At 67.1% G+C, this 22,903-nt stretch carries 27 protein-coding genes; 23 read left to right on the top strand and 4 right to left on the bottom strand.

What is annotated here, in order from left to right:
- The coding region (locus QM569_RS10575; protein ID WP_414987193.1) for a Maf family protein at nucleotides 1–210 on the bottom strand (210 nt) is incomplete at its 3' end.
- A gap of 25 nt (nucleotides 211–235) precedes the next feature.
- Here QM569_RS10575 and QM569_RS10580 point away from each other — a divergent pair.
- From QM569_RS10580 to QM569_RS10640, 13 genes are all read left to right on the top strand, one after another.
- Entirely contained in the window at nucleotides 236–787 is a 552-nt protein-coding gene (locus tag QM569_RS10580) for a YceD family protein (RefSeq protein WP_414987194.1), read from the top strand.
- 101 nt (nucleotides 788–888) lie between these two features.
- Nucleotides 889–1,071: a 50S ribosomal protein L32 gene (gene rpmF, locus QM569_RS10585; RefSeq protein ID WP_011794326.1), complete on the top strand. Its 183-nt coding sequence runs from the start codon at nucleotides 889–891 to the stop codon at nucleotides 1,069–1,071.
- 70 nt (nucleotides 1,072–1,141) lie between these two features.
- On the top strand, nucleotides 1,142–2,182 hold the full coding sequence (gene plsX / locus QM569_RS10590; RefSeq protein WP_414987195.1) for a phosphate acyltransferase PlsX: 1,041 nt from the start codon (nucleotides 1,142–1,144) through the stop codon (nucleotides 2,180–2,182).
- Nucleotides 2,182–3,159 (top strand): beta-ketoacyl-ACP synthase III, encoded by a 978-nt coding sequence (locus QM569_RS10595; RefSeq protein WP_414987196.1) that lies wholly within the window; start codon nucleotides 2,182–2,184, stop codon nucleotides 3,157–3,159. The genes plsX and QM569_RS10595 overlap by 1 nt, the downstream gene beginning before the upstream one ends.
- Nucleotides 3,160–3,220: 61 nt before the next feature.
- Complete coding sequence (gene fabD / locus QM569_RS10600) at nucleotides 3,221–4,165, top strand: ACP S-malonyltransferase (protein WP_414987197.1); 945 nt, start codon at nucleotides 3,221–3,223, stop codon at nucleotides 4,163–4,165.
- The gene (gene fabG / locus QM569_RS10605) at nucleotides 4,162–4,899 is read left to right on the top strand and encodes a 3-oxoacyl-ACP reductase FabG (RefSeq protein ID WP_414987198.1); all 738 of its coding nucleotides are present in this window, start codon (nucleotides 4,162–4,164) and stop codon (nucleotides 4,897–4,899) included. Before fabD ends, fabG begins: the two co-directional genes overlap by 4 nt.
- A 103-nt stretch (nucleotides 4,900–5,002) precedes the next feature.
- On the top strand, nucleotides 5,003–5,242 hold the full coding sequence (gene acpP, locus QM569_RS10610; protein WP_414987199.1) for an acyl carrier protein: 240 nt from the start codon (nucleotides 5,003–5,005) through the stop codon (nucleotides 5,240–5,242).
- A 56-nt stretch (nucleotides 5,243–5,298) separates the two neighbouring features.
- Nucleotides 5,299–6,543 (top strand): beta-ketoacyl-ACP synthase II, encoded by a 1,245-nt coding sequence (gene fabF / locus QM569_RS10615; RefSeq protein WP_414987200.1) that lies wholly within the window; start codon nucleotides 5,299–5,301, stop codon nucleotides 6,541–6,543.
- Nucleotides 6,544–6,550: 7 nt separating this feature from the next.
- Nucleotides 6,551–7,060 (top strand): hypothetical protein, encoded by a 510-nt coding sequence (locus tag QM569_RS10620; protein WP_414987201.1) that lies wholly within the window; start codon nucleotides 6,551–6,553, stop codon nucleotides 7,058–7,060.
- 14 nt (nucleotides 7,061–7,074) lie between these two features.
- Entirely contained in the window at nucleotides 7,075–7,701 is a 627-nt protein-coding gene (gene rpoE, locus QM569_RS10625) for an RNA polymerase sigma factor RpoE (RefSeq protein ID WP_414987202.1), read from the top strand.
- A gap of 9 nt (nucleotides 7,702–7,710) precedes the next feature.
- Nucleotides 7,711–8,334, top strand: coding sequence for a sigma-E factor negative regulatory protein (locus QM569_RS10630; RefSeq protein WP_414987203.1), 624 nt, complete (start codon nucleotides 7,711–7,713; stop codon nucleotides 8,332–8,334).
- An 89-nt stretch (nucleotides 8,335–8,423) separates the two neighbouring features.
- Complete coding sequence (locus QM569_RS10635; protein ID WP_414987204.1) at nucleotides 8,424–9,389, top strand: MucB/RseB C-terminal domain-containing protein; 966 nt, start codon at nucleotides 8,424–8,426, stop codon at nucleotides 9,387–9,389.
- 94 nt (nucleotides 9,390–9,483) lie between these two features.
- Complete coding sequence (locus QM569_RS10640; RefSeq protein WP_414987233.1) at nucleotides 9,484–10,956, top strand: Do family serine endopeptidase; 1,473 nt, start codon at nucleotides 9,484–9,486, stop codon at nucleotides 10,954–10,956.
- Nucleotides 10,957–11,140: 184 nt separating this feature from the next.
- Here the strand turns inward: QM569_RS10640 and QM569_RS10645 are convergent, their stop codons facing one another.
- Nucleotides 11,141–11,479 carry a hypothetical protein gene (locus tag QM569_RS10645; RefSeq protein ID WP_414987205.1) on the bottom strand — a complete coding sequence of 113 codons (339 nt, stop codon included), beginning with the start codon at nucleotides 11,477–11,479 and terminating at the stop codon, nucleotides 11,141–11,143.
- Between QM569_RS10645 and lepA the strand changes: the two genes are divergently transcribed.
- The 10 genes from lepA to QM569_RS10695 all read left to right on the top strand — a co-directional run bounded on the left by lepA (nucleotide 11,469) and on the right by QM569_RS10695 (nucleotide 20,672).
- Nucleotides 11,469–13,277 carry a translation elongation factor 4 gene (gene lepA, locus QM569_RS10650; RefSeq protein ID WP_414987206.1) on the top strand — a complete coding sequence of 603 codons (1,809 nt, stop codon included), beginning with the start codon at nucleotides 11,469–11,471 and terminating at the stop codon, nucleotides 13,275–13,277. The genes QM569_RS10645 and lepA overlap by 11 nt on opposite strands.
- Entirely contained in the window at nucleotides 13,277–14,251 is a 975-nt protein-coding gene (gene lepB, locus QM569_RS10655) for a signal peptidase I (protein ID WP_414987207.1), read from the top strand. The genes lepA and lepB overlap by 1 nt, the downstream gene beginning before the upstream one ends.
- Nucleotides 14,252–14,295: 44 nt before the next feature.
- Complete coding sequence (locus QM569_RS10660) at nucleotides 14,296–14,661, top strand: DUF4845 domain-containing protein (RefSeq protein ID WP_414987208.1); 366 nt, start codon at nucleotides 14,296–14,298, stop codon at nucleotides 14,659–14,661.
- A gap of 3 nt (nucleotides 14,662–14,664) precedes the next feature.
- Nucleotides 14,665–15,348, top strand: coding sequence for a ribonuclease III (gene rnc, locus QM569_RS10665; protein WP_414987234.1), 684 nt, complete (start codon nucleotides 14,665–14,667; stop codon nucleotides 15,346–15,348).
- Entirely contained in the window at nucleotides 15,345–16,355 is a 1,011-nt protein-coding gene (gene era, locus QM569_RS10670; protein WP_414987209.1) for a GTPase Era, read from the top strand. Before rnc ends, era begins: the two co-directional genes overlap by 4 nt.
- Before the next feature lie 58 nt (nucleotides 16,356–16,413).
- On the top strand, nucleotides 16,414–17,175 hold the full coding sequence (gene recO, locus QM569_RS10675) for a DNA repair protein RecO (RefSeq protein ID WP_414987210.1): 762 nt from the start codon (nucleotides 16,414–16,416) through the stop codon (nucleotides 17,173–17,175).
- Complete coding sequence (locus tag QM569_RS10680; RefSeq protein ID WP_414987211.1) at nucleotides 17,172–17,927, top strand: pyridoxine 5'-phosphate synthase; 756 nt, start codon at nucleotides 17,172–17,174, stop codon at nucleotides 17,925–17,927. The genes recO and QM569_RS10680 overlap by 4 nt, the downstream gene beginning before the upstream one ends.
- Nucleotides 17,924–18,316 carry a holo-ACP synthase gene (gene acpS, locus QM569_RS10685; protein ID WP_414987212.1) on the top strand — a complete coding sequence of 131 codons (393 nt, stop codon included), beginning with the start codon at nucleotides 17,924–17,926 and terminating at the stop codon, nucleotides 18,314–18,316. The genes QM569_RS10680 and acpS overlap by 4 nt, the downstream gene beginning before the upstream one ends.
- A gap of 60 nt (nucleotides 18,317–18,376) precedes the next feature.
- Entirely contained in the window at nucleotides 18,377–19,441 is a 1,065-nt protein-coding gene (nagZ, locus tag QM569_RS10690; RefSeq protein ID WP_414987213.1) for a beta-N-acetylhexosaminidase, read from the top strand.
- Nucleotides 19,442–19,619: 178 nt separating this feature from the next.
- A complete protein-coding gene (locus tag QM569_RS10695; RefSeq protein WP_414987235.1) occupies nucleotides 19,620–20,672 on the top strand; it encodes a 6-phosphofructokinase in 1,053 nt (350 codons plus the stop codon).
- Between the two features lie 7 nt (nucleotides 20,673–20,679).
- On the opposite strand, the gene QM569_RS10700 is transcribed toward QM569_RS10695, so the two are convergent.
- Nucleotides 20,680–21,330, bottom strand: coding sequence for a mechanosensitive ion channel family protein (locus QM569_RS10700; protein WP_414987214.1), 651 nt, complete (start codon nucleotides 21,328–21,330; stop codon nucleotides 20,680–20,682).
- A complete protein-coding gene (gene lysS / locus QM569_RS10705) occupies nucleotides 21,330–22,874 on the bottom strand; it encodes a lysine--tRNA ligase (RefSeq protein WP_414987215.1) in 1,545 nt (514 codons plus the stop codon). Before lysS ends, QM569_RS10700 begins: the two co-directional genes overlap by 1 nt.
- Nucleotides 22,875–22,903: the final 29 nt, after the last annotated feature.

The following is a 22,903-nucleotide window of genomic DNA, read 5'->3' on the forward strand; positions in this document are numbered from 1 at the left end:
CGCGTCCGGATGCTGCCGCGCCACCGCACGCGCCTTGGCCAGCGCCAGGCGCAGCGCCAGCGCGCGCGGGGCCTCGCCGGGGGCGGGCGTCTCATCGACTTCGGGGGCGCAAACGCTGAACGGCAGGCGCAGCCGCTCCAGCAATTCGCGCCGGTAGCGCGAGGTGGAACCCAGCACCAGAGGGCGCTGGGTGGGGGGGGATTGATGCATGCGCCGATTCTCTTACACTGCCGCCATGACCAAGGAACTCAACCCCCGTCGGCTTGATGTCAAAGCCTTCGCGCAAGCGGGCGGGCGGCTGTCGGGCCACGAATCGCTGCTGGCCTACGCGCGCCTGGCGCAAGAGGCCAAGGGCCTGCACCCCGACCTGCTGGTGGACTGGCAGGCCGTGGGCGAAGTGCGCACGGCCCCCGGCGGCATTCCCCAGGTATGGCTGCTCTTGAAGGCGCGCGCCGCCTTCCCCATGGAATGCCAGCGCTGCATGACGCCCGTGGACGTGCCGCTGGAGGTGGAGCGCGCCTTCCGCTTCGTGGCCGACGAGGCCACGGCCGAGGCGCTGGACGAAGACTGCGAGGAAGACCTGCTGGCCCTGAGCCGCGAGTTCGACCTGCACGAACTCATCGAAGACGAACTGCTGATGGCCCTGCCTGTGGTGCCCCGCCACGGCGAATGCCCCACCGCCGTACCCATGGCTTCGTCGGACGAGGATTTCGAGGAGGCCAGCGCCGCCAAGCCCAATCCCTTTGCCGCGCTGGCCGGTCTCAACGTGGGCAGCAAGTCAAAATAGTGCTTGTTATATAATCCTGGGTTTCGCGCGAACCCCACTTGTGTCTTGAATGGGCTGATCGCGTTTCTTACCAACCTACCTCTCAGACCCAGGAGCCGATCATGGCCGTTCAGCAAAACAAGAAGTCCCCCTCCAAGCGCGGCATGCACCGTTCGCACAACGCCCTGACGGTGCCCGGCATCGCCGTGGAGCCCACCACCGGCGAAACCCATCTGCGCCACCACATCAGCCCCAACGGCTTCTACCGTGGCCGCCAGGTGCTGAAGAACAAGTCCGAAGCCTGATCTTCTTCGCATCTCGCAAGGCCCGTGCTACTGAAAGCGTAGCGCGGGCCTTTGTTTTTGGAACGTGTTCATGATTACTCTGGCTGTTGACTGCATGGGGGGCGACCATGGCCCCCGCGTCACGCTGGCGGCGTGCCGCCAGTTTCTCGATTCCCATGCGGATGCCCGTTTGCTGCTGGTTGGCCTGCCGGACAGCCTGCAATCGCTCTCGCACGAGCGCGCCAGCATCGTCGCCGCATCCGAGGTCGTGTCCATGGACGACCCGGTGGAAGTGGCCCTGCGCAAGAAGAAGGACTCGTCCATGCGCGTTGCCATCCAGCAGGTCAAGGACGGCAACGCCGCCGTCGCCGTGTCCGCTGGCAACACCGGCGCGCTGATGGCGATCGCGCGCTACCTGCTCAAGACGCTGGACGGCATCGACCGCCCGGCCATCGCCACCCAGATGCCCAACGCCGCGGGCGGCGCCACCACGGTGCTCGACCTGGGTGCCAACGTCGATTGCTCGGCCGAGCACCTGCTGCAATTTGCCGTCATGGGCTCGGCCCTGGTGTCGGCTTTGAGGGAGGGCGGCGAGCCCACGGTGGGGCTGCTGAATATTGGCGAAGAAGCCATCAAGGGCAGCGAAGTCATCAAAAGAGCGGGCGAACTGCTGCGATCTGCGGGCAACTCCGGCGATTTGAACTTTTATGGCAACGTCGAGGGCAACGACATCTTCAAGGGCACGGTGGACATCGTCGTCTGTGACGGCTTCGTGGGCAACGTGGCGCTCAAGGCCAGCGAAGGCGTGGCATCGATGATCATTGGTGCGCTCAAAACGGAGTTTTCGCGCAGCATCTTCACCAAAGTAGCGGCTATCGTCGCCTATCCGATCCTGAAGGCGCTGATGAAGCGCATGGATTACCGCCGCTACAACGGCGCGGCGCTGCTGGGGCTGCGCGGGCTGGTGTTCAAGAGCCACGGGTCGGCCGACACCCTGGCGTTCGAGCAGGCGCTGAACCGGGCGTATGATGCAGCCCGCAACAACCTGCTCGACCGTGTCCGGGCCCGGATTGCGCATGCGGCGCCCCTGCTGGCGCCCGCCGATGCGGTGGCCACGACCGGCACACATTGATGAGACGCTATTCCCGCATTACCGGCACCGGCAGCTACCTGCCGCCCCGTCGGCTGACCAACGCCGATCTGGTGGCCCAACTCGGCCAGCGGGGCATCGAAACCTCGGACGAATGGATCGTGGAGCGCACCGGCATCCGCGCGCGCCACTTCGCCGAGCCCGAGGTCTGCGCCAGCGACCTGGGCCTGGAGGCCGCACGCAACGCCCTGCAGGCGGCGGGCCTGCAGCCTGCGGACATCGACCTGATCATCGTCGCCACGTCCACGCCGGACATGGTGTTCCCTTCCACGGCCTGCATCCTGCAGAACAAGCTGGGCGCCAACGGCTGCCCGGCGTTCGACGTGCAGGCGGTGTGCAGCGGCTTCATCTACGCGCTGTCGGTGGCGGACGCCATGATCCAGTCGGGCGCCGCCCGCCGCGCCCTCGTGGTGGGCGCCGAGGTGTTCAGCCGCATCCTGGACTTCAACGACCGCACCACCTGCGTGCTGTTCGGCGACGGCGCGGGCGCCGTGGTGCTCGAAGCGTCCGACGCGCCGGGCATCCTGTCGAGCGACCTGCACGCCGACGGCAGGCACGTCGGCATCCTCTGCGTGCCGGGCCACGTCTCGGGCGGGCAGGTGCTGGGCGACCCGCTGCTCAAGATGGACGGCCAGGCCGTGTTCAAGCTGGCCGTGGGCGTGCTGGAAAAGGCGGCCCACGCCGTGCTCGCCAAGGCGGGGCTGGCCGAGGCCGACGTGGACTGGCTGATTCCGCACCAGGCCAACATCCGCATCATGCAAGGTACTGCCCGCAAGCTGAAGCTGCCCATGGGCAAGGTGATCGTCACCGTGGACCAGCACGGCAACACCTCGGCGGCGTCCATCCCGCTGGCGCTGGACCACGGCGTGCGCACAGGCCAGGTGCAAAAGGGCCAGACCGTGCTGCTCGAAGGCGTGGGCGGCGGCTTCACCTGGGGTGCGGTACTCCTGAAGTTATAGCTGCTGGCGCTTGCTGGGTAAGCGCTAGAGGCCGATTTCATTCATATTTTCGAGGGACTTCATGAAGACTTTCGCATTCGTCTTTCCGGGGCAGGGCTCGCAGTCGGTGGGCATGCTCGACGGCTGGGGCGACCACCCCGTGGTGGCGCAGACCCTGCAGGAGGCGTCGGACGCCCTGGGCGAAAACATCGGCCAACTGATCAAGGAAGGCCCCAAGGAAGCCCTGGCGCTGACCACCAACACCCAGCCCGTGATGCTGGTGGCAGGCGTGGTCGCGTGGCGCGTGTGGCAGGCGGAAGGCGGCGCAACCCCTGTCGCGGTGGCGGGCCATTCGCTGGGCGAGTATTCGGCCCTGGTGGCCGCTGGCGTGCTGACGCTGGCGCAGGCCGCGCCCCTGGTGCGCCTGCGCGCCGCCGCCATGCAAGAGGCTGTGCCGGTGGGCACGGGCGCCATGGCGGCGATTCTGGGTTTGGAAGCATCCAAGGTCATCGCGGGCTGCGCCGAGGCCGCTGCCGCGCTGGGCGGGGCCGAGGTGGTCGAGGCCGTGAACTTCAACGACCCCGCGCAGACTGTGATCGCGGGCACCAAGGCGGGTGTGGAAAAGGGCTGTGAAGTCTTGAAGGCGGCGGGCGCCAAGCGCGCGCTGCCGCTGCCCGTGTCGGCACCTTTCCACTCCAGCCTGATGAAGCCTGCGGCAGAAAAGCTGCGCGCCGCCCTTGCGGGCTTGACGCTGGCCGCGCCGCAGATCCCTGTGGTCAACAATGTCGATGTGGCCGTGCAGCAGGACGCCGACGCCATCCGCGACGCCCTCTACCGCCAGGCTTTCGGCCCCGTGCGCTGGGTGGAGTGCGTGCAGGCGCTCAAGGCCCGTGGCGTCACCCACGTCATTGAATGCGGCCCCGGCAAGGTGCTGGCGGGCATGACCAAACGTATCGACGCCGAACTGGTCGGCGGCGCGGTGTTCGACCCGGCCAGCCTGGCCGAAACCAAGGAACTGCTGGCATGAGCGAATCCACCACACAGATTGCGCTGGTCACCGGCGCCACGCGCGGCATCGGCGCGGCCATCGCCGCCGAGCTGGCGGCACGCGGCCTGCGCGTGATCGGCACCGCCACCACCGACGACGGCGCCGCGCGCATCACCGAAGCGCTGTCGCCCCAGGGCGGCAAGGGCGTCAGGCTCGACGTGACCGACGGTGCGGCGGTCGAGGCGCTGGTCGATGCCATCGTCAAGGAGCAGGGCGGCCTGCACGTGTTGGTGAACAACGCGGGCATCACCCGCGACACCCTCGCCATGCGCATGAAGGACGGCGACTGGGACGCCGTGCTGGACACCAACCTCAAGGCCGTCTTCCGCGCCAGCCGCGCCGCCATCCGCCCGATGATGAAGCAGCGCTTTGGCCGCATCATCAGCATCACCAGCGTGGTGGGCGCCTCGGGCAACCCGGGCCAGGCCAACTACGCGGCGGCCAAGGCTGGCGTGGCGGGCATGACCCGCGCCCTGGCCCGCGAGCTGGGCAGCCGGGGCATTACCGTGAACTGCGTGGCGCCCGGCTTCATCGAGACCGACATGACCGCCGCCTTGCCCGAGGACCAGCAAAAAGCGCTGAACGCGCAGATCCCGCTGGGCCACATGGGCAAGCCGCAGGACATCGCGCACGCCGTTGCCTACCTGGCCTCGCGCGAGGCGGGCTATGTGACGGGGCAGGAGTTGCACGTCAATGGCGGCATGTATATGTAATTGCTGAGAGATCACGCCGGTTCGTCCGTGCGGCGGGCTGTTTAGGGGCCTCTCCTTAAGCGGCTAGAATCGCGGATTCATTCACAACCCCCAGAGGGAAACCATGAGCGATATCGAAACACGCGTCAAGAAGATCATTGCCGAACAACTCGGTGTGGAAGAGTCCCAGGTCACCAACGAAAAGGCTTTCGTGGCCGACCTCGGCGCCGACTCGCTCGACACGGTGGAACTGGTGATGGCTCTGGAAGACGAGTTCGGCATCGAGATCCCGGACGAGGACGCCGAGAAGATCACCACGGTGCAGAACGCCATCGACTACGCCAACACCCACCAGAAGGCTTGAGCGGCGCGCGCAGCGCCTGCCTCAAGCAGCGATCAGCTAGAAGAAGGTTTTCACGCATGAGCCGTCGTCGCGTTGTCGTGACCGGCCTGGGTTGCGTCAGCCCCGTGGGCAACACGGTGGCGCAATCTTGGGCCAATCTCCTTGCCGGGCAATCCGGCATCGACCTCATCACCAAGTTCGACGCGTCGAATTTCGCCTGCAAGATCGCGGGAGAGGTCAAGGGGTTCGACCTGGAGTCCTACATGAGCGCCAAGGACGCGCGCACGATGGACACCTTCATCCATTACGGCATCGCAGCGGCGCAAGAAGCTGTGCGCGACGCAGGCCTGCCCACCGGCGATGCGCTGGATGAGGAACTCGCCACGCGCATCGGCTGCGTCATCGGCTCGGGCATCGGCGGCCTGCCGCTGATCGAGGACACCCACACGGAACTGACCAACCGCGGGCCCCGGCGCATCACGCCGTTCTTCGTGCCCGCGTCCATCATCAACATGGTGGCGGGCCACGTGTCCATGCGCTTCGGCTTCAAGGGGCCGAACCTGTCGGTGGTGACGGCCTGCACGACGGGCCTGCACTGCATCGGCGAGGCGGCGCGCAAGATCGAATACGGCGATGCAGACGTGATCGTGGCGGGCGGCTCCGAAGCCACCGTCTCGCCCCTGGGCGTGGGCGGCTTCGCGGCCATGCGTGCGCTTTCCACGCGCAACGACGATCCCAAGACGGCATCGCGCCCCTGGGACAAGGACCGCGACGGCTTCGTGCTGGGCGAGGGCGCCGGGGTGGTGGTGCTCGAAGAGTACGAGCATGCCAAGGCGCGCGGCGCTCGCATCTATGCCGAGGTGGCGGGCTACGGCATGAGCGCCGATGCGGGCCACATGACGGCCCCCAACATGGACGGCCCGCGCCGTGCCATGCTCAACGCCCTGCGCAACGCGGGTGTGAACGCCGACCAGGTGGACTACCTGAACGCGCACGGCACGTCCACGCCGCTGGGCGACCTCAACGAAACGAATGCCATCAAGGCGGCGCTGGGCGACCATGCCTACAAGACCGTGGTCAGCTCCACCAAGTCCATGACCGGCCACCTGCTGGGCGGCGCTGGCGGCATCGAGAGCATCTTCACGGTGCTGGCGCTGCACGAGCAGAAGGTGCCGCCCACCATCAACCTGTTCAACCAGGACCCCGAGTGCGATCTGGACTACTGCGCCAACACGGCGCGGGACATGAAGATCGACGTGGCCGTCAAGAACAACTTCGGGTTCGGCGGCACCAACGGCACGCTGGTTTTCAAGCGCGTCTGACCTCCCGGTGGCCCGCACGTCGCGCAATGCGCCGCCGGTGCTGTACCCCCTGCGGCGCAGCCGCTTCTTGGGGGCCTTGCTGGTGATGATCGTTCTGGCAGGTGCGGGCGTGCTCGCGGGCTGGGTGGTCTGTGGCGCCGGGCCGGATCGTGGGTGGCCCGCAGCCGCCGCCCTCTGCATGTGGTTGGTGTCGGCGGGCGGTGCGCTGCATTTCTGGTTGCGGCAGCCGACCGGCGCCATCCGCTGGGACGGGCAATTCTGGGCGCTGGTCGGTTCTGATGGCCGTGCCACGGCCCTGTCCGACCCGCCGCAAGTCTTTCTGGATCTGCAATCGTATCTATGGATGCAGGTAGCGCCCGAAGGTTGGCGCAGCCGCTGGCTGTGGCTGGAGCGCTCCAGCCAGTCCGAGCGCTGGATGGACTTGCGCCGTGCGGTATATTCGCGCGCCAAGCCGGGCGCCGTTGACCACGCAGACCACGCACAGGCCAGCGCCCCGGCCAGCAGCCGTGGGGCGTGAATTCCCGGGTATCCATGACTGTTCCTACGCCTTCCCCCTCCGAAGTCAGCGATCTCCAACTGGTGGAGCGCACGGTGGCGGGCGACCAACGCGCCTATGAGCTGCTGGTCATCAAGTACCAGCGCCGCATCGAGCGGCTGATTGGCCGCATGGTGCGCGACACCGACATCATCCAGGACATCGCGCAGGAAACCTTCATCCGCGCCTATCGGGCCTTGCACCAGTTCCGGGGCGAGGCGCAGTTCTACACCTGGCTCTACCGGATCGCCGTCAACACCGCCAAGAAGGCGCTGATGGACATGAAGCGCAACCCGGTCATCTCCGAAAACGCCCTGCGCGGCGGCGAGGACGAGGATGAAACTTCCCGCCTCGGACACGAACTAACCAGCGACGAAACCCCCGAAACCGTGCTCGCGGCCCAGGAAATCGCACAGGCCGTCAATGCGGCCATGGAAGCCCTGCCCGACGACCTGCGCCAGGCCGTTACGCTGCGTGAGATCGAGGGGTTGAGTTACGAGGAGATCGCGTCTGCGATGGAATGCCCCATCGGTACGGTGCGGTCGCGGATTTTCCGGGCGCGCGAAGCCATTTCGGCCAAAGTGCGCCCGCTGCTGGAGAACCAGTCGGGCAAACGGTGGTGAGGTGATGACATGAACAACGAGGCAGTGGCAAACGACGAACAGGACCGGCGTGAGCTGTTGTCCGCATTGGCGGACGGCCAGTTGCAGGGCCGCGAACTGGGCGAAGCGCTCACCCACGCCGGGCAGGACGAAGGCCGTGCCACCTGGGATCTGTACCACCTGGTCGGTGACGTGCTGCGCTCGCCCGACCTGGCCCGGCCCGCGCACCCTGACTTCATGGCACGGCTGCGGACAGAGCTGGCAAAGGAGCAATTGCCACTCCGCCCCGAAGCACCGGTGCCGCCCGCAGCGGTGGTCGCCCCCGGCAGGGCGGCGGCGGCAAACGCCTCGGTCTTCCGCTGGAAGATGGTGGCGGGCCTTGCATCCATGGCGGCGGTGGCGGCCATCGGCTGGAACTCCCTTTCCGTGCTGCAGGGCAGCGGGACGGCGGCTGGCGGCCAGTTGGCCGCGAACCCGCCCGCGAGCCCCGCCCCCACGGTGGCTGTCGTGGACGCGGATGCGCAGCAGGTCATGATCCGCGACCCCCGCCTGGACGAGTTGCTGGCGGCCCACAAGCAGTTCGGCAGCACCTCGGCCTTGCAGATGCCTGCGGGCTTTCTGCGCAATGCGACTTTCGAGGCGCCTGGCCGCTGAAGCTGGATTCTTCCTGGATGGTTCGTGGGCGTCGAGATCGCGTGATGAAGTTTCCCTGCCGCCGCGCAATCCTTTGCAAAACGGGGCTGGTGGCCGCGTTGTTCGTGGCGGGCATGCCGCTGGCGATCGCCGAAGGCCCCATGGAGCGGGGCGTTGAGCAATGGATGGAGCGCATGCACGGCGCCCCCTGCACCCGCCCCTACGCGGGCACCTTCGTGGTGCTGTCGGCGTCCGGCGCCATGGCCAGCTCCCGCATCTGGCAGGCGTGCGACGGCCAGCGGCAGCTCGAGCGTGTCGAGGCCCTGAGCGGCACGCCGCGCACCGTCTTCCGGCGCAATGATGAGGTGCGCACGTTCTGGCCGCAGTCCCATGTGGTGCGGGTGGACCGCCGCGAGGTGTCCGGCCTGTTCCCGAGCGTGCCCGTGGTCACGGGGGCGGCGATCTCTCAGTTCTACGCGGCCCGCCTGCTGGGGCAGGAGCGCGTGGCCGGGCGGGTGGCCGACGTGGTGTGGTTCAAGCCGCAGGACAGCCTGCGCTTTGGCTACCGCTTCTGGAGCGAGAAGGACACGGGCCTGGTGGTGAAGCTGCAGACGCTCGATGCCGAAGGCCGGGTGCTGGAGCAGTCCGCATTCTCGGAGTTGGATTTGAACGCGCCGGTGCGCGCGGACCAGCTCTCGCGCCAGATGGATGCGACAGCGGGCTACAAGGTGGTCGCGCCCTCGGTGGTCAAGACCACGGCCCAGGACGAGGGCTGGACGCTGCGCCAGTCCATCGCCGGGTTCGTGCCCGTCAGCTGCCACCGCCGCGCCGTCTCGGCCGCCGACGAGGCCACGGGCGTGCTGCAATGCCTGTACTCCGACGGCCTGGCCTCGGTGTCCCTGTTCCTGGAAACCTTCGATGCGCGGCGGCACCCGGCCCAGCCGCAGGTCTCCAGCATGGGCGCAACGCAGATGATCGCCCAGCGCGTGCCGCCCGATGCGTGGCTGACGGCTGTGGGCGAGGTGCCGCTGCAGACCCTGCGACTCTTTGCGGGCCAGTTGGAGCGCACACGCTGAACGCGCCGGGCGGGAACCAATTGGCTCCGCGCACTTCACAGTGACACGCTGTTGCATGACGGCATTCGCCGCAACAATTCAAGAAAGGTCGATGATGCTGAAATTCGATGGAAACGCGCTGCGCGGTGCAGCGCTGACCTGCATGATTGCCGCGCTGGCTGGCGGCGCGGCGGTGGTGGCACCGCAAGCCGCCTGGGCGCAGCCTGCGGCGGTGGCCCGGGGCCTGCCGGACTTCACGGACCTGGTGGACCAGGTGGGGCCGTCCGTGGTGAACATCCGCACCGTGGAGAAAGTCTCGGGCCGTACCGGCCTCAATGGCATGGACGAGGAGATGCTGGAGTTCTTCCGCCGCTTCGGCATGCCCATTCCCAACGTTCCCAAGCAACAGCGTCCCCAGCGCCCGCAGCAGGAGGAGGAACAGCCCCGGGGCGTGGGCTCGGGCTTCATTCTCACGTCCGACGGCTTCGTCATGACCAACGCGCACGTGGTCGAGGGTGCGGACGAGGTCATCGTGACGCTGACCGACAAGCGCGAGTTCAAGGCCAAGATCATCGGCGCGGACAAGCGCACCGACGTGGCTGTGGTCAAGATCGAAGCCACGGGCCTGCCAGCGGTCAAGGTGGGCGACGTGGGCCGCCTGCGCGTGGGCGAATGGGTGATGGCCATCGGCTCGCCGTTCGGCCTGGAGAACACGGTGACCGCAGGCATCGTCAGCGCCAAGCAGCGCGACACGGGCGACTACCTGCCCTTCATCCAGACGGACGTGGCCATCAACCCCGGCAACTCGGGTGGGCCGCTGATCAACATGCGCGGCGAGGTGGTGGGCATCAACAGCCAGATCTACTCGCGCTCGGGCGGCTTCATGGGCATCTCGTTCGCCATTCCCATGGACGAGGCCATGCGCGTGAGCGAGCAGCTGCGTGCCTCGGGCCGCGTCACGCGCGGCCGCATTGGCGTGCAGATCGGCCCGGTCACGCGCGAGGTAGCGGAATCCATCGGCCTGGGCAAGCCGCAGGGCGCGCTGGTGTCGGGCGTCGAGGCAGGTTCGCCTGCAGACAAGGCGGGCGTGGAAGCGGGCGACATCATCACGCGCTTCGACGGCAAGACCATCGAGAAGGTGGGCGACCTGCCGCGCCTGGTGGGCAACACCAAGCCCGGGAGCAAGAGCACCGTGACGGTGTTCCGCCGGGGTGCCTCGCGCGACCTGACCATCACCATCGCCGAGGTCGAGCCGGACAAGCCCGCCGCCAAGGCATCCGAGCGTGAAGAAAAGCCCAAGGCGTCCGCCGCCGCGCAGCAGCTGGGCCTGGCAGTGACCAACCTCACCGATGCGCAAAAGAAGGAGCTCAAGGTCAAAGGCGGCGTGCTGGTGGCGTCGGCCACGGACGCGGCGGCCCGCGCTGGCCTGCGCGAAGGCGACGTGATCCTCGCGGTTGCCAACACCGAAGTGACGAGCGTGAAGGAGTTCGAAGCCGCGCTGGCCAAGGCAGACAAGGCCAAGTCCATCAACGTGCTGTACCGGCGCGGTGAATGGGCGCAGTACGCGCTGATCCGGCCCGCGCGCTGACCGCGCCAAGGGGCTGAGAAAAAGGGGCTGCGCGGCGGTGCAAGCCCCTTTTTTCAGGTCGGCTTTTGGATGGGGCTCACTATTTTTTATCCGGGCTGAGGACCGCTGGGCGTGTGTTGATGTTAGCTATCGCTTACATATCCAGGCTCCTATCAATCAGTTTCGATAGAATAGAGGTCCCTGTTCAATGCTTATCCGCATATTGAAGGACGCTGGAACCACGATACGGGATGCGGCCCGTGCCATGCACAGCCGATCCACAGCTCACCCACAAGTTGTCCAGCGTTGTTGTTGCGTAGATTGTGAATAAGCTGTGCATAAAATTCCTGTTGCACCCTGGCAACTCCCCTGCAATGCAGTCGGGCAGGCTGTTCGTGGCGGGCTTTTTGCCTACAATGAAGCTCCAACCATCGCAGTTGCCAAAGATTGTTGGTTCAGGGCGCGTCGCCACTCGACGCGCCCTTTTTTCTTGTGTGCGCCGTTTTAATTCAATCACTTGACGTTTTTCGTTGATGAACCACATCAGAAATTTTTCCATCATCGCGCACATCGATCACGGCAAGTCCACGCTGGCGGATCGCTTGATCCAGCGCTGCGGCGGCCTCGCTGACCGCGAGATGGAAGCCCAGGTGCTCGACTCGATGGACATCGAAAAAGAGCGTGGGATAACCATCAAGGCGCAGACTGCCGCGCTGCAGTACAAGGCCCGCGATGGGCAGGTTTACAACCTCAATCTGATCGACACGCCGGGGCACGTGGACTTCTCCTACGAAGTCTCGCGCTCGCTCTCCGCGTGCGAGGGCGCGCTGCTCGTCGTCGATGCCTCGCAGGGTGTGGAAGCGCAGACGGTGGCCAACTGCTACACCGCGCTGGACCTGGGCGTGGAAGTGACGGCGGTGCTCAACAAGATGGACCTGCCCCAGGCCGACCCCGACAACGCCAAGGCCGAGATCGAGGACGTGATCGGCATCGACGCGAGCGACGCGATTCCCTGCTCGGCCAAGACCGGCATGGGCGTGGATGAAATCCTGGAGGCCATCGTTGCCAAGGTGCCGCCCCCGAAGGGCAACCCCGACGGCCCGCTGCGCGCCATGATCATCGACAGCTGGTTCGACAGCTACGTGGGCGTGGTCATGCTGGTGCGCGTGGTCGATGGCGAATTGAAGAAGAACGAGCGCTTCAAGATGATGGCCACGGGCGCCGCCTACGAGGCCAACAGCCTGGGCGTGTTCACCCCCGCCAACCAGCCGCGCGATGCGCTGCGCGCGGGCGAGGTGGGCTACATCATCGCGGGCATCAAGGAGCTGAAGGCCGCCAAGGTGGGCGACACCATCACGCTCGAAAAGAAGCTGCCCAACAACGCGGGCCCCGCCAGCGAGGCGCTGCCGGGCTTCAAGGAGATCAAGCCCCAGGTGTTCGCGGGCCTGTACCCCACCGAGGCCAGCGAATACGACCAGCTGCGCGACGCGCTCGAAAAGCTGCAACTCAACGACTCGTCGCTGCACTTCGAGCCGGAAGTGAGCCAGGCGCTGGGCTTTGGCTTTCGCTGCGGCTTTTTGGGCCTCTTGCACATGGAGATCGTGCAGGAGCGCCTGGAGCGCGAGTTCGACCAGGACCTCATCACCACCGCGCCCAGCGTGGTCTATGAAGTGGTCAAGGGCGACGGCGAGGTCATCATGGTCGAGAACCCGTCCAAGATGCCCGAGCAGGGCCGCATCCAGGAGATCCGCGAGCCCATCGTCACCGTGCACCTGTACATGCCGCAGGACTACGTGGGCCCGGTGATGACGCTGGCCAACCAGAAGCGCGGCGTGCAGATGAACATGGCCTACCACGGCCGCCAGGTCATGCTGACCTATGAATTGCCGCTGGGCGAGATCGTGCTGGACTTCTTCGACAAGCTCAAGTCCGTGTCGCGCGGCTATGCGAGCATGGACTACGAGTTCAAGGAATACCGCGCGTCCGACGTGGTGAAGGTGGACATCCTGCTCAACGGCGAGAAGGTGGACGCGCTGTCCATCATCGTCCACCGCAGCCAGTCCACCTACCGTGGCCGCGCCGTGGCAGCCAAGATGCGCGAGATCATCAGTCGCCAGCAGTTCGACGTGGCCATCCAGGCGGCCATCGGCGCCAACATCATCGCGCGCGAGACCATCAAGGCGCTGCGCAAGAACGTGCTCGCCAAATGCTACGGCGGCGACATTACCCGCAAGCGCAAGCTGCTGGAGAAGCAGAAGGCGGGCAAGAAGCGGATGAAACAGATTGGTTCGGTCGAGGTGCCGCAAGAGGCATTCCTGGCCATTTTGCAGGTGGAAGACTGATGCAATTCATGCAAATCCTCACGTCCCTGGTGCTGGCGGCGTTCGTCGGCTACATAGGCGCCTGGTACTTCGGCGCCATCGAAGGCAACTTCGCGCTGCTGCTGTTCATCGCGACGGCGGTCACGGGCCTGTACTGGCTGGCCGAGCGCTTTTACTTCCTGCCCCGGCGCCGCCGCGCCGCGCAGGCCATCGAGGATGCCGCCGCGCAGCGCCGCGCCGAGCTGGACCGCATGGGCATCCAGAAGGTGGACGGCGACGTTCAAGAGGCCAAGGGCCGCATCCTCATGCAGCCGTGGTGGCTGGACTGGACGGCGGGGCTGTTCCCGGTGATCGCGGCGGTGTTTTTGCTGCGCTCGTTTTTGTTCGAGCCGTTCAAGATCCCGTCCGGCTCCATGATCCCCACGCTGCTGGTGGGCGACCTGATCCTGGTGAACAAGTTCACCTACGGCATCCGCCTGCCCGTCATCCACACCAAGATCACCGAGGGCAGCAAGCCCCAGCGCGGCGACGTGATGGTGTTCCGCTACCCGCCGCAGCCCAACCTGGACTACATCAAGCGCGTGGTGGGCGTGCCGGGCGACGAGGTGGCCTACCTGAACAAGCGCCTGACGATCAACGGCCAGCCTGTGGCCACGAAGGCCGCCCCGGATTTCTTCGATGAAGACGCCATGCGCTACTTCAAGCAGTTCGAGGAGCAGCTCGGGCCCCAGGCACACCGCCTGCTCAACAACCCGGACGTGCCCGCCTTCGTGCAGGGCGCCAGCAATTTTGCCTACCGCGAGAACTGCCGCTACAGTGTCGAAGGCGTGGTGTGCAAGGTTCCCGAGGGGCACTACTTCATGATGGGCGACAACCGCGACAACTCGCAGGACTCGCGCTATTGGGGCTTCGTGCCCGACGGCAACATCGTCGGCAAAGCCTTTTTCGTGTGGATGAATTTCGGTAATCTCAAGCGCATCGGCTCGTTCAATTGACGATGGGCCGCGCCACAACAGCCAACAACAAGGGGGTAAGTTCCATGAAGATGATGCATCGCACCGCCCGCCGCTCGCGCCAGCGCGGCCTGTCTTTCTTCGGCCTGGTTTTCATCGGCGTGCTGGCTGTGGCCGTGTTCGCCGTGGGCGGGCAGTCCGTCCCCATTTTTCTGGAGAACATGGCCATCGCCAAGGCTGCGGAAAAGTCCAAGAACGAAAGCTCGGTGGCGGCTGTGCGCGCCGCCTTCGACCGGGCGGCGGCCATTGACGACATCAACTCCATCAAGGGCAGCGACCTCGAAGTCACCAAGAACGGCGAGAAGGTCGTCGTGTCGTACAAATACTCCCGCGAGATCGCGCTGGCAGGCCCGGCCTACCTGGTTTACCGGTTTGAAGGACGGACCAAGTAGGTGCTGTCTCCCGGTCTTTGCGCGCTGCAGCGCCGCCTGCAGCATGAGTTCTCCGACCCCTCCCTTCTCCAGCGCGCCACCACGCACCGCAGCTTCTCGGCGGACCACAACGAGCGGCTGGAATTCCTGGGCGACTCCGTCCTGAACCTGGCGGTTGCCAGCCTGCTGTACCGGCGGCTGGCGGACCTGCCCGAGGGCGACCTCTCGCGCGTGCGGGCCAACCTCGTCAAGCAGGACACCCTGCACCAGCTCGCGCTGGGCCTGAAGCTGCCCGAGGTGCTGCGCCTGGGCGAGGGCGAATCCAAGTCCGGCGGGCAGCAGCGCCCCTCCATCCTGGCCGATGCGCTCGAAGCCCTGATCGGCGCCGTCTATCTGGACGCGGGCTACGCCAGCGCCGAGGCCCTGGTACACCGTTTGTTTGACGGCGTGGAGATCAACCCGCAGATGCAGGCCGCGTCCAAGGACGCCAAGACCGCGTTGCAGGAGTGGCTGCAGGGCCGCAGAATGAAACTGCCGCAGTACCGCGTGGTGGCCACGGTGGGCGCGGCGCACCGCCAGACCTTCGACGTGGAGTGCGACATCCCCGAGCTGGGCCTGACCGAGCGCGGCATCGGCGGATCGCGCCGCGCGGGCGAGCAGGCGGCGGCGGCGGCCATGCTGGCCACACTGAAAGCGAAGAAGCCATGAATGAAAATGCTACTAAAAATGTAGCTGATAGTGCAGATGCAGCAAGCGCTACAGGCCAAAATGACCTTGAATCCATGCTGGCCGCAGCCCGCCCTGCCGGTGCGCCCGTGGAAGGACAGCGCTGCGGCCTGATCGCCATCGTTGGCAAGCCCAACGTGGGCAAGTCCACGCTGATGAACGCGCTCGTCGGGCAGAAGATCAGCATCACCAGCCGCAAGGCGCAGACCACGCGCCACCGCATCACCGGCATCCGCACGCTGGGCGCGACGCAGTTCGTCTTCGTGGACACCCCGGGCTTCCAGACGCGGCACAGCACGGCTTTAAATAAGTCGCTCAACAAGACGGTGATGGGCGCCATCGGCGACGTGGATCTGATCCTGTTCGTGGTCGAGGCGGGCAGCTTCACGCTGGCGGACGCCAAGGTGCTGAGCCTGTTCAAGCCCGGCATCCCCACGCTGCTCATCGCCAACAAGCTCGACACCGTACACCGCCGCGCCGAGATCGCGCCCTGGCTGCGCGACATGCAGCAGCGCCACCCGTTCGCCGAGTTCGTGCCCATGTCGGCCAAGAACAAGGGCGACATCGAGCGCCTGTACGGCATCTGCGAAAAGTACCTGCCCGAGCAAGCCTGGTGGTACGCCGAGGACGAGCTGACCGACCGCAGCGAGAAGTTTCTGGCCAGCGAGACCGTGCGCGAAAAGCTGTTTCGCTTCACGGGCGACGAGCTGCCCTACACATCGACGGTGGTCATCGACAAGTTCGACGAGGAAAAGAGCAAGCAGTACAAGCGCTTCCTCCGCATCGCCGCGACCATCGTGGTCGAGCGCGACGGCCACAAGGCCATGGTCATCGGCGAGAAGGGCGAACGCCTCAAGCGCATCAGCACCGAGGCGCGGCAGGAGCTGGAGAAGCTCATGGACGCCAAGGTGTTCCTCGAAATCTGGGTCAAGGTGCGCTCTGGCTGGGCCGACGACGAGGCGCGCGTGCGCAGCTTCGGTTATGAATGAAATTGGCCGCCAGCGCTTATCTGGAAAGCGTCTGCAGCTATTGAAACAGTAGCAAAACATGGCCGCGCGCCGCGTCACCGACGAACCCGCCTTCATCCTGCACAGCTACGACTGGAGCGAATCCAGCCTCATCCTCGAAGCCTTCACCCGCCACCAGGGCCGCGTGGCGCTGGTCGCCAAGGGCGCGAAAAAGCCCAGCTCCAACTTCCGCCCCGTGCTGCTGCCCCTGCAGCCGCTGCGCCTGGCCTTCACCGTGGCGGGCGACGGCGAGGCCGACATCCACCCCCTGAAAGGCGCGGAATGGGTGGGCGGCCACGTGATGCCTACGGGCGACGCGCTGCTGTCGGGCCTGTACTTGAACGAACTGCTGCTGCGCCTGCTGGCGCGCGCCGACCCGCACGCCGCCCTGTTCGACGCCTACGCGGGCGTGGCGCGCGTGCTGGCCAGCGAGCATGGCGACGCGCTGGAACCCGTGCTGCGCGCCTTCGAGCTGCTGCTGCTGCGCGAGGTGGGCCTGCTGCCCGCGCTCGACCTGGAGACCGCCACGCTCGGCGCGCTGGCCGCGCAGGCGCGCTACACCCTCGTGGCCGAAGGCGGCCTGCGCGCGGCCACCGACGCCGACCGCGCCAGCCTCAGCGGCGCGCAATGGGGCGCGCTGCAGCAGGCGCAGGAGGCAGGCACCGCCTACACCGCGCTGCTGCGCGCCGTGGCGCCCGTGGCGGCGGAACTCAAGCCGCAGCTGCGCGCCCTGCTGCAATACCATTGCGGCAGCCCCCTGCTGCGCACCCGCCAGCTCATGATCGACCTGCAAGCCCTATGACCGCCGCCCGCCGCACCGCCCTGTCCGTCAACGTCAACAAGGTCGCCCTGGTGCGCAACACGCGCCACCTGGGCATCCCGTCGGTCACCCGCGCCGCGCAGCTGTGCCTGGAGGCGGGCGCGCAGGGCATCACCGTCCACCCCCGGCCCGACGCGCGCCACATCCGCGCGCAGGACGTGTACGACCTCGCCGCGCTCCTGAAAGCCTGGCCGGGCCGCGAATTCAACATCGAGGGCAACCCCACGCAGAACCTCATGGACTTCATCCGCGAGGTGCGGCCCGATCAGGCCACCTTCGTGCCCGACGGCGAAGACCAGTTCACCAGCGACCACGGCTGGAGCTTTCCGCAGGATGCCGAGCGCCTGCGCCCCCTGATCGCAGAGTGCAAGGCGCTGGGCGTGCGCGTGAGCCTGTTCATGGACGCCGTGCCCGGGCAAATGGCCGCCGCGCGTGCCGTGGGCGCCGACCGTGTGGAGCTGTACACCGAGCCCTACGCCGCCGCCTGGGCCACGCCCGGCCAGGAGCGCCAGTTGCAGCAATACGCCGCCGCCGCGCAGGCCGCGCTGGATGCGGGCCTGGGCGTGAACGCGGGCCACGACCTGAACCGCGACAACCTGGCGGCTTTCGTCGCGCGCGTGCCGGGCCTGCTCGAAGTCTCCATCGGCCACGCCTTCGTCGCCGACGCGCTGGAGCTGGGCTACGCCGCCACCGTGCGCGCCTACCAGCAGTGCATAGACCAGGGCCTGGCGTGATCTACGGCATAGGCACCGACATCTGTGACGTGCGCCGCATCCGCGAGAGCCTGGCGCGGCACGGCGACCGCTTTGCCGCGAAGGTGCTGTGCGACGGCGAACTGGCCACCTGGCGCGCGCGCAGCGCCCGCTGGCCCGAACGCGGCGTGCGCTACCTCGCCACGCGGTTTTCGGCCAAGGAATCGTTCAGCAAGGCCATCGGCCTGGGACTGCGCATGCCCATGACCTGGCACGCCTGCGAGGTCGTCAACCTGGCCAGCGGCCAGCCCGCCATCGTGCTGCATGGCGCGCTCCAGGACTGGTTCGACGCGCGCGGCCTGCGCTGCCACATCACGGTGACCGACGAAACCGACTACGCGGCCAGCTTCTGCGTGGTGGAGAGAATTTAAAGCCAAATCGGCCTCCAGTGCTTATCCAGCAAGCACAAGAAGCTATCAAAACATGAGCAATTGGACATGACGGAACACGCCCCCCTCATCATCGACGTGGCAGGCACCCAGCTCACCGCCGCCGACCGCCGCCGCCTCGCGCACCCGCTCGTGGGCGGCATGATCCTGTTCGCGCGCAACTGGGACAACCGCGCGCAACTGCTGGAACTCACCGCCGCCATCAAGGCCGTGCGTGACGACCTGCTGATCTGCGTGGACCACGAAGGCGGCCGCGTGCAGCGCTTTCGCACCGACGGGTTCACGCACCTCCCGCCCATGCGCGCCCTGGGCGAGCTGTGGGCAAAGGATGTCCTGCGCGCCATGGACGCGGCCACGGCTGTGGGCTACGTGCTGGGCAGCGAACTGCGCGCCTGCGGCGTGGACTTCTCCTTCACCCCCGTGCTCGACCTCGACTGGGGCGAGAGCGGCGTCATCGGCGACCGCGCCTTCCACCGCGACCCGCGCGTGGTCGCCATGCTGGCGCGCGCGCTCATGCAGGGGCTGCTGCAGGCGGGCATGGCGAACTGCGGCAAGCACTTCCCCGGCCACGGCAACGTCCGGGCCGATTCGCACACCGAAGTGCCCGTGGACAAGCGCGGCCTCAAGGCCATCCTGGCCGACGACGCCGCGCCGTACCCGTGGCTCTCCACCGTGCTCACCAGCGTCATGCCCGCGCACGTCATCTACCCCCGGGTGGACAAGCGCCCGGCGGGCTTCTCGGCCAAGTGGCTGCAAGACATCCTGCGCGGGCGGCTGCGCTTCGACGGGGCCATCTTCAGCGATGACCTGAGCATGGAAGGCGCGCGGCGCATCGACGGCCAGGTGGTCAGCTACACCGACGCGGCTGTGCAGGCGCTCAATGCGGGTTGCGACCTGGTACTGCTGTGCAACCAGAGCGTGGGCGAGGGCAGGGCTGTCGATGAACTGCTGGACGGCCTGAGCGAAGCCCAAGACAAACGCCGCTGGCAGCCCAGCCAGAACAGCGAGGCCCGCCGCCGCGCCCTGCTGCCCGAGACGCTGCCTCAGCCCTGGGACGACCTGATGGTGCAGCCTGCCTACATGCACGCCCTCGATTTGCTGCCATGAAGTGCGAGGACAACCCCCTGAGCGGCTGCGCCGCTTCCCCCTTCTCTCGCGCTGCGCGCGGGAAGGGGGACGACGCCAGTGGCCTGGCAAAGCCAGCTCCACGGCGTCCGCTGGCCTGGGCCGCGCCGGTTTCAGGTGGCGTTGGCAACACATAGCCCTTTGGAGAACTGCCGTGACCATGCGCGTAGGCGTTTTGACAGGCGGCGGCGACTGCCCCGGCCTCAACGCGGTGATCCGCGCCGTCACCAAGTCGCTCATCCAGCACGGGCGCTGCGAGGTCATTGGCATTGCAGACGGCTTCGAGGGCCTGATGGGCGAATTGCCCCGCACGCGAGCCCTGGGCTGGGAGCAGGTCTCGGGCATCCTGCACGTCGGCGGCACCATCCTCGGCACCAGCAACAGGGGCAACCCCTTGAAAGACGATGCCACGCTGGCCCAGGTGGGCCGCAACGTGCTGGCGCTGGGGCTCGACGTGGTGGTGGCGATCGGCGGCGACGGCACCATGTCCATCGCCCACGGCCTGCGCGCCGTGGGCCTGCAATGCGTGGGCGTGCCCAAGACCATCGACAACGACATTGCGCACTGCGAGCGCAGCTTCGGCTTCGACACGGCGGTGGCCACCGCCACCGACGCATTGCGCCGGGTGGAGAGCACGGCCTACAGCCACCACCGCGTGATGATCGTCGAGACCATGGGCCGCCACGCGGGCTGGCTGGCGCTGGAGGCCGGCATCGCCAGCGCGGCGGACGTGATCCTGCTGCCCGAGATCGACTACGACCTGCAGGCCGTCATCGACCGCTGCCGCGCGCGCGAGCAGCGCCAGCGCTACACCATCATCTGCATCGGCGAGGGCGCCAAGGAGCGCGGCGGCAGCCAGACGGTGCGCGAGCGCGTGGTACACAGCCCCGACCCGGTGCGCTTAGGGGGCGTCGCCCACGTGCTGCGCGAACGTCTGCAGCCGCATCTGCAAAGCGAGGTGCGCGCCACCGTGCTCGGCCACGTTCAGCGCGGCGGCGACCCCACGCCCTTCGACCGCGTGCTCGCCACCCGCTTCGGCCACCACGCGGCGCGCATGGTGATCGACGGCGACTTTGGCCGCATGGTCACGCTGCAAGGCGGCGCCATCGGCAGCGTGGCGATCGCCGACGTGGCGAACACGCAGCGCACGGTGCCGGTGGATCACGAACTCGTCGTGACGGCGCGGGACATTGGGGTGTGCCTGGGGGATTGAGAGAGGTTCAGGGAAAGCTCGGCGCCTTGGGCGCAGGCGTTGGCTCGGTGGCGGCGGGCTGCGCAACCGGCCTGGGATGCAGCTTGGCCTCCGGCACCGGCACCCCCGCCCGCCAGCGCCGCACCACGCGCTGGAAGATCAGCGCGTTGGGTATCTGCAGCAGCGTGCCGGGCTCGGGCGCGGTGGTGTCTTCGAGCGTGGTGTAGAGCAGGTTGATGTCGAGCACGCGGCCCAGGGCGCCGGGCTTTTCCGCCGTGTCCAGCAGCTCGATGTGGTCGCCCACGCGGAACGGCCCCACGGTGAAGATCAGGAACGCGCAGAACAGGTTGGACAGCACGCTCCACGCCGCGAAGAACGCCACCGCGCCCACGGTGGCGAAGCTGGTGAAAGCCGTCCAGAGCACGGTGGCGGACACGCCCAGGCGCTCCAGCACCAACAGGCCCGCACTGCCCACGATGAGCCAGCGCACCACCGCGTTGATGGGCAGCAGCAGCTCCTGCGGAAACTGGTAGTGGCTGCTGGCGCGGCGGATCAGGCGCAGCACCATGCGCTGCAGCAGCAGCGCCGCCAGCACGATGAGCGCGATCTGCGCCAGGGGCACGATCACGTCGAGCCAGTCGCGCGCCCAGTCGGGCAGGTGGCTTTGCAGGCCGCGCATCAGCCCTCGCGGCGCAGCGCCGGGAACAGGATCACGTCGCGGATGCTGGGGCTGTCGGTCAGCAGCATCATCAGCCGGTCGATGCCGATGCCGCAGCCGCCGGTGGGAGGCATGCCGTATTCCAGCGCGCGCACGAAGTCGTGGTCGAAGAACATGGCCTCGTCGTCGCCGCTGTCCTTGGCCGCCACCTGGGCCTGGAAGCGGGCGGCCTGGTCCTCGGCGTCGTTCAGCTCGCTGAAACCGTTGCCGAATTCGCGGCCCGTGATGTACAGCTCGAAGCGCTCGGTCACCTCGGGGCGGGCGTCGTTGGCGCGCGCCAGGGGGCTGATTTCGGTCGGGTGCTCCATGATGAAGGTGGGCTGCCAGAGCTTGTCTTCCACCGTTTCTTCAAAGTACAGCACCTGCAGGCTGGCCAGGCTGCGCTGGGACAGGCGGTCTTTCTCCTCGGTCATGCCCAGCTTCTTCAGGGCGCTGATGAGCCAGGCCGCGTCATCGACATGCGCGCCCGCCTCGGTGTGCGCAAAGATCGCCTCGCGGATGGTCAGGCGCTGGAAGGGCTGGGACAGGTCCACCGCGCGGCCGCCGTAGGTGAGCTGCAGCGTGCCCACGGCCTTTTGCGCGGCGTCGCGCACCAGGGCCTCGGTGAAGTCCATCAGGTCGCGGTAGTTCCAGTAGGCCGCGTAGAACTCCATCATGGTGAACTCGGGGTTGTGGCGCACCGAGATGCCTTCGTTGCGGAAGTTGCGGTTGATCTCGAACACGCGCTCGAAGCCGCCGACCACCAGGCGCTTCAAGTACAGCTCGGGCGCGATGCGCAGGAACATCTCCTGCTCCAGCGCGTTGTGGTGGGTGACGAAGGGCTTGGCGTTCGCCCCGCCGGGAATGGGGTGGAGCATGGGCGTCTCCACTTCCAGAAAGCCGTGCTCCACCATGAAGGCGCGGATGCCGCTCACGGCCTTGCTGCGCGCCACGAAGCGGCGGCGCGCGGCCTCGTCGGTCATCAGATCGACATAGCGCTGGCGGTACTTCACTTCCTGGTCGGCCACGCCGTGGAACTTGTCGGGCATGGGGCGCAGGCTCTTGGTGAGCAGGCGCAGGCTGGCCACCTTGACGGTCAGCTCGCCGGTCTTGGTCTTCATCAGCGTGCCCGTGGCGCCCAGGATGTCGCCCAGGTCCCAGTGCTTGAAGGCGGCGTACAGATCGTCGCCCAGCGCGTCGCGCGTGACGTAGAGCTGGATGCGACCGCCCACGTCGCCCAGCGAGCCATCCTGAAGGGTGGCGAAGCTGGCCTTGCCCATGACGCGCTTGAGCATCATGCGGCCCGCCACGCTGACCTCGACGGGCTGGGCTTCCAGCGCCTCGGGGGTGGTGTCGGCATGCGCCTGGTGCAGCGCAGCGGCGTGGTGCGTGGGCTTGAAGTTGTTGGGGAAGGCAACGCCGCCGCCCTGGGCCTGCGCTTCGCGCAGGGCGCGCAGTTTGTCGCGGCGCTCGGCGATGAGCTGGTTGTCGTCTTGGGGGGCGGGGATGGATTGGTGGTCTGACATGGGCGGTGCCGTGGGCAACAGGAAAGCAG

The sequence above is a fragment of the Acidovorax sp. genome (assembly GCF_047607405.1).
GTDB lineage: Bacteria > Pseudomonadota > Gammaproteobacteria > Burkholderiales > Burkholderiaceae_C > Acidovorax.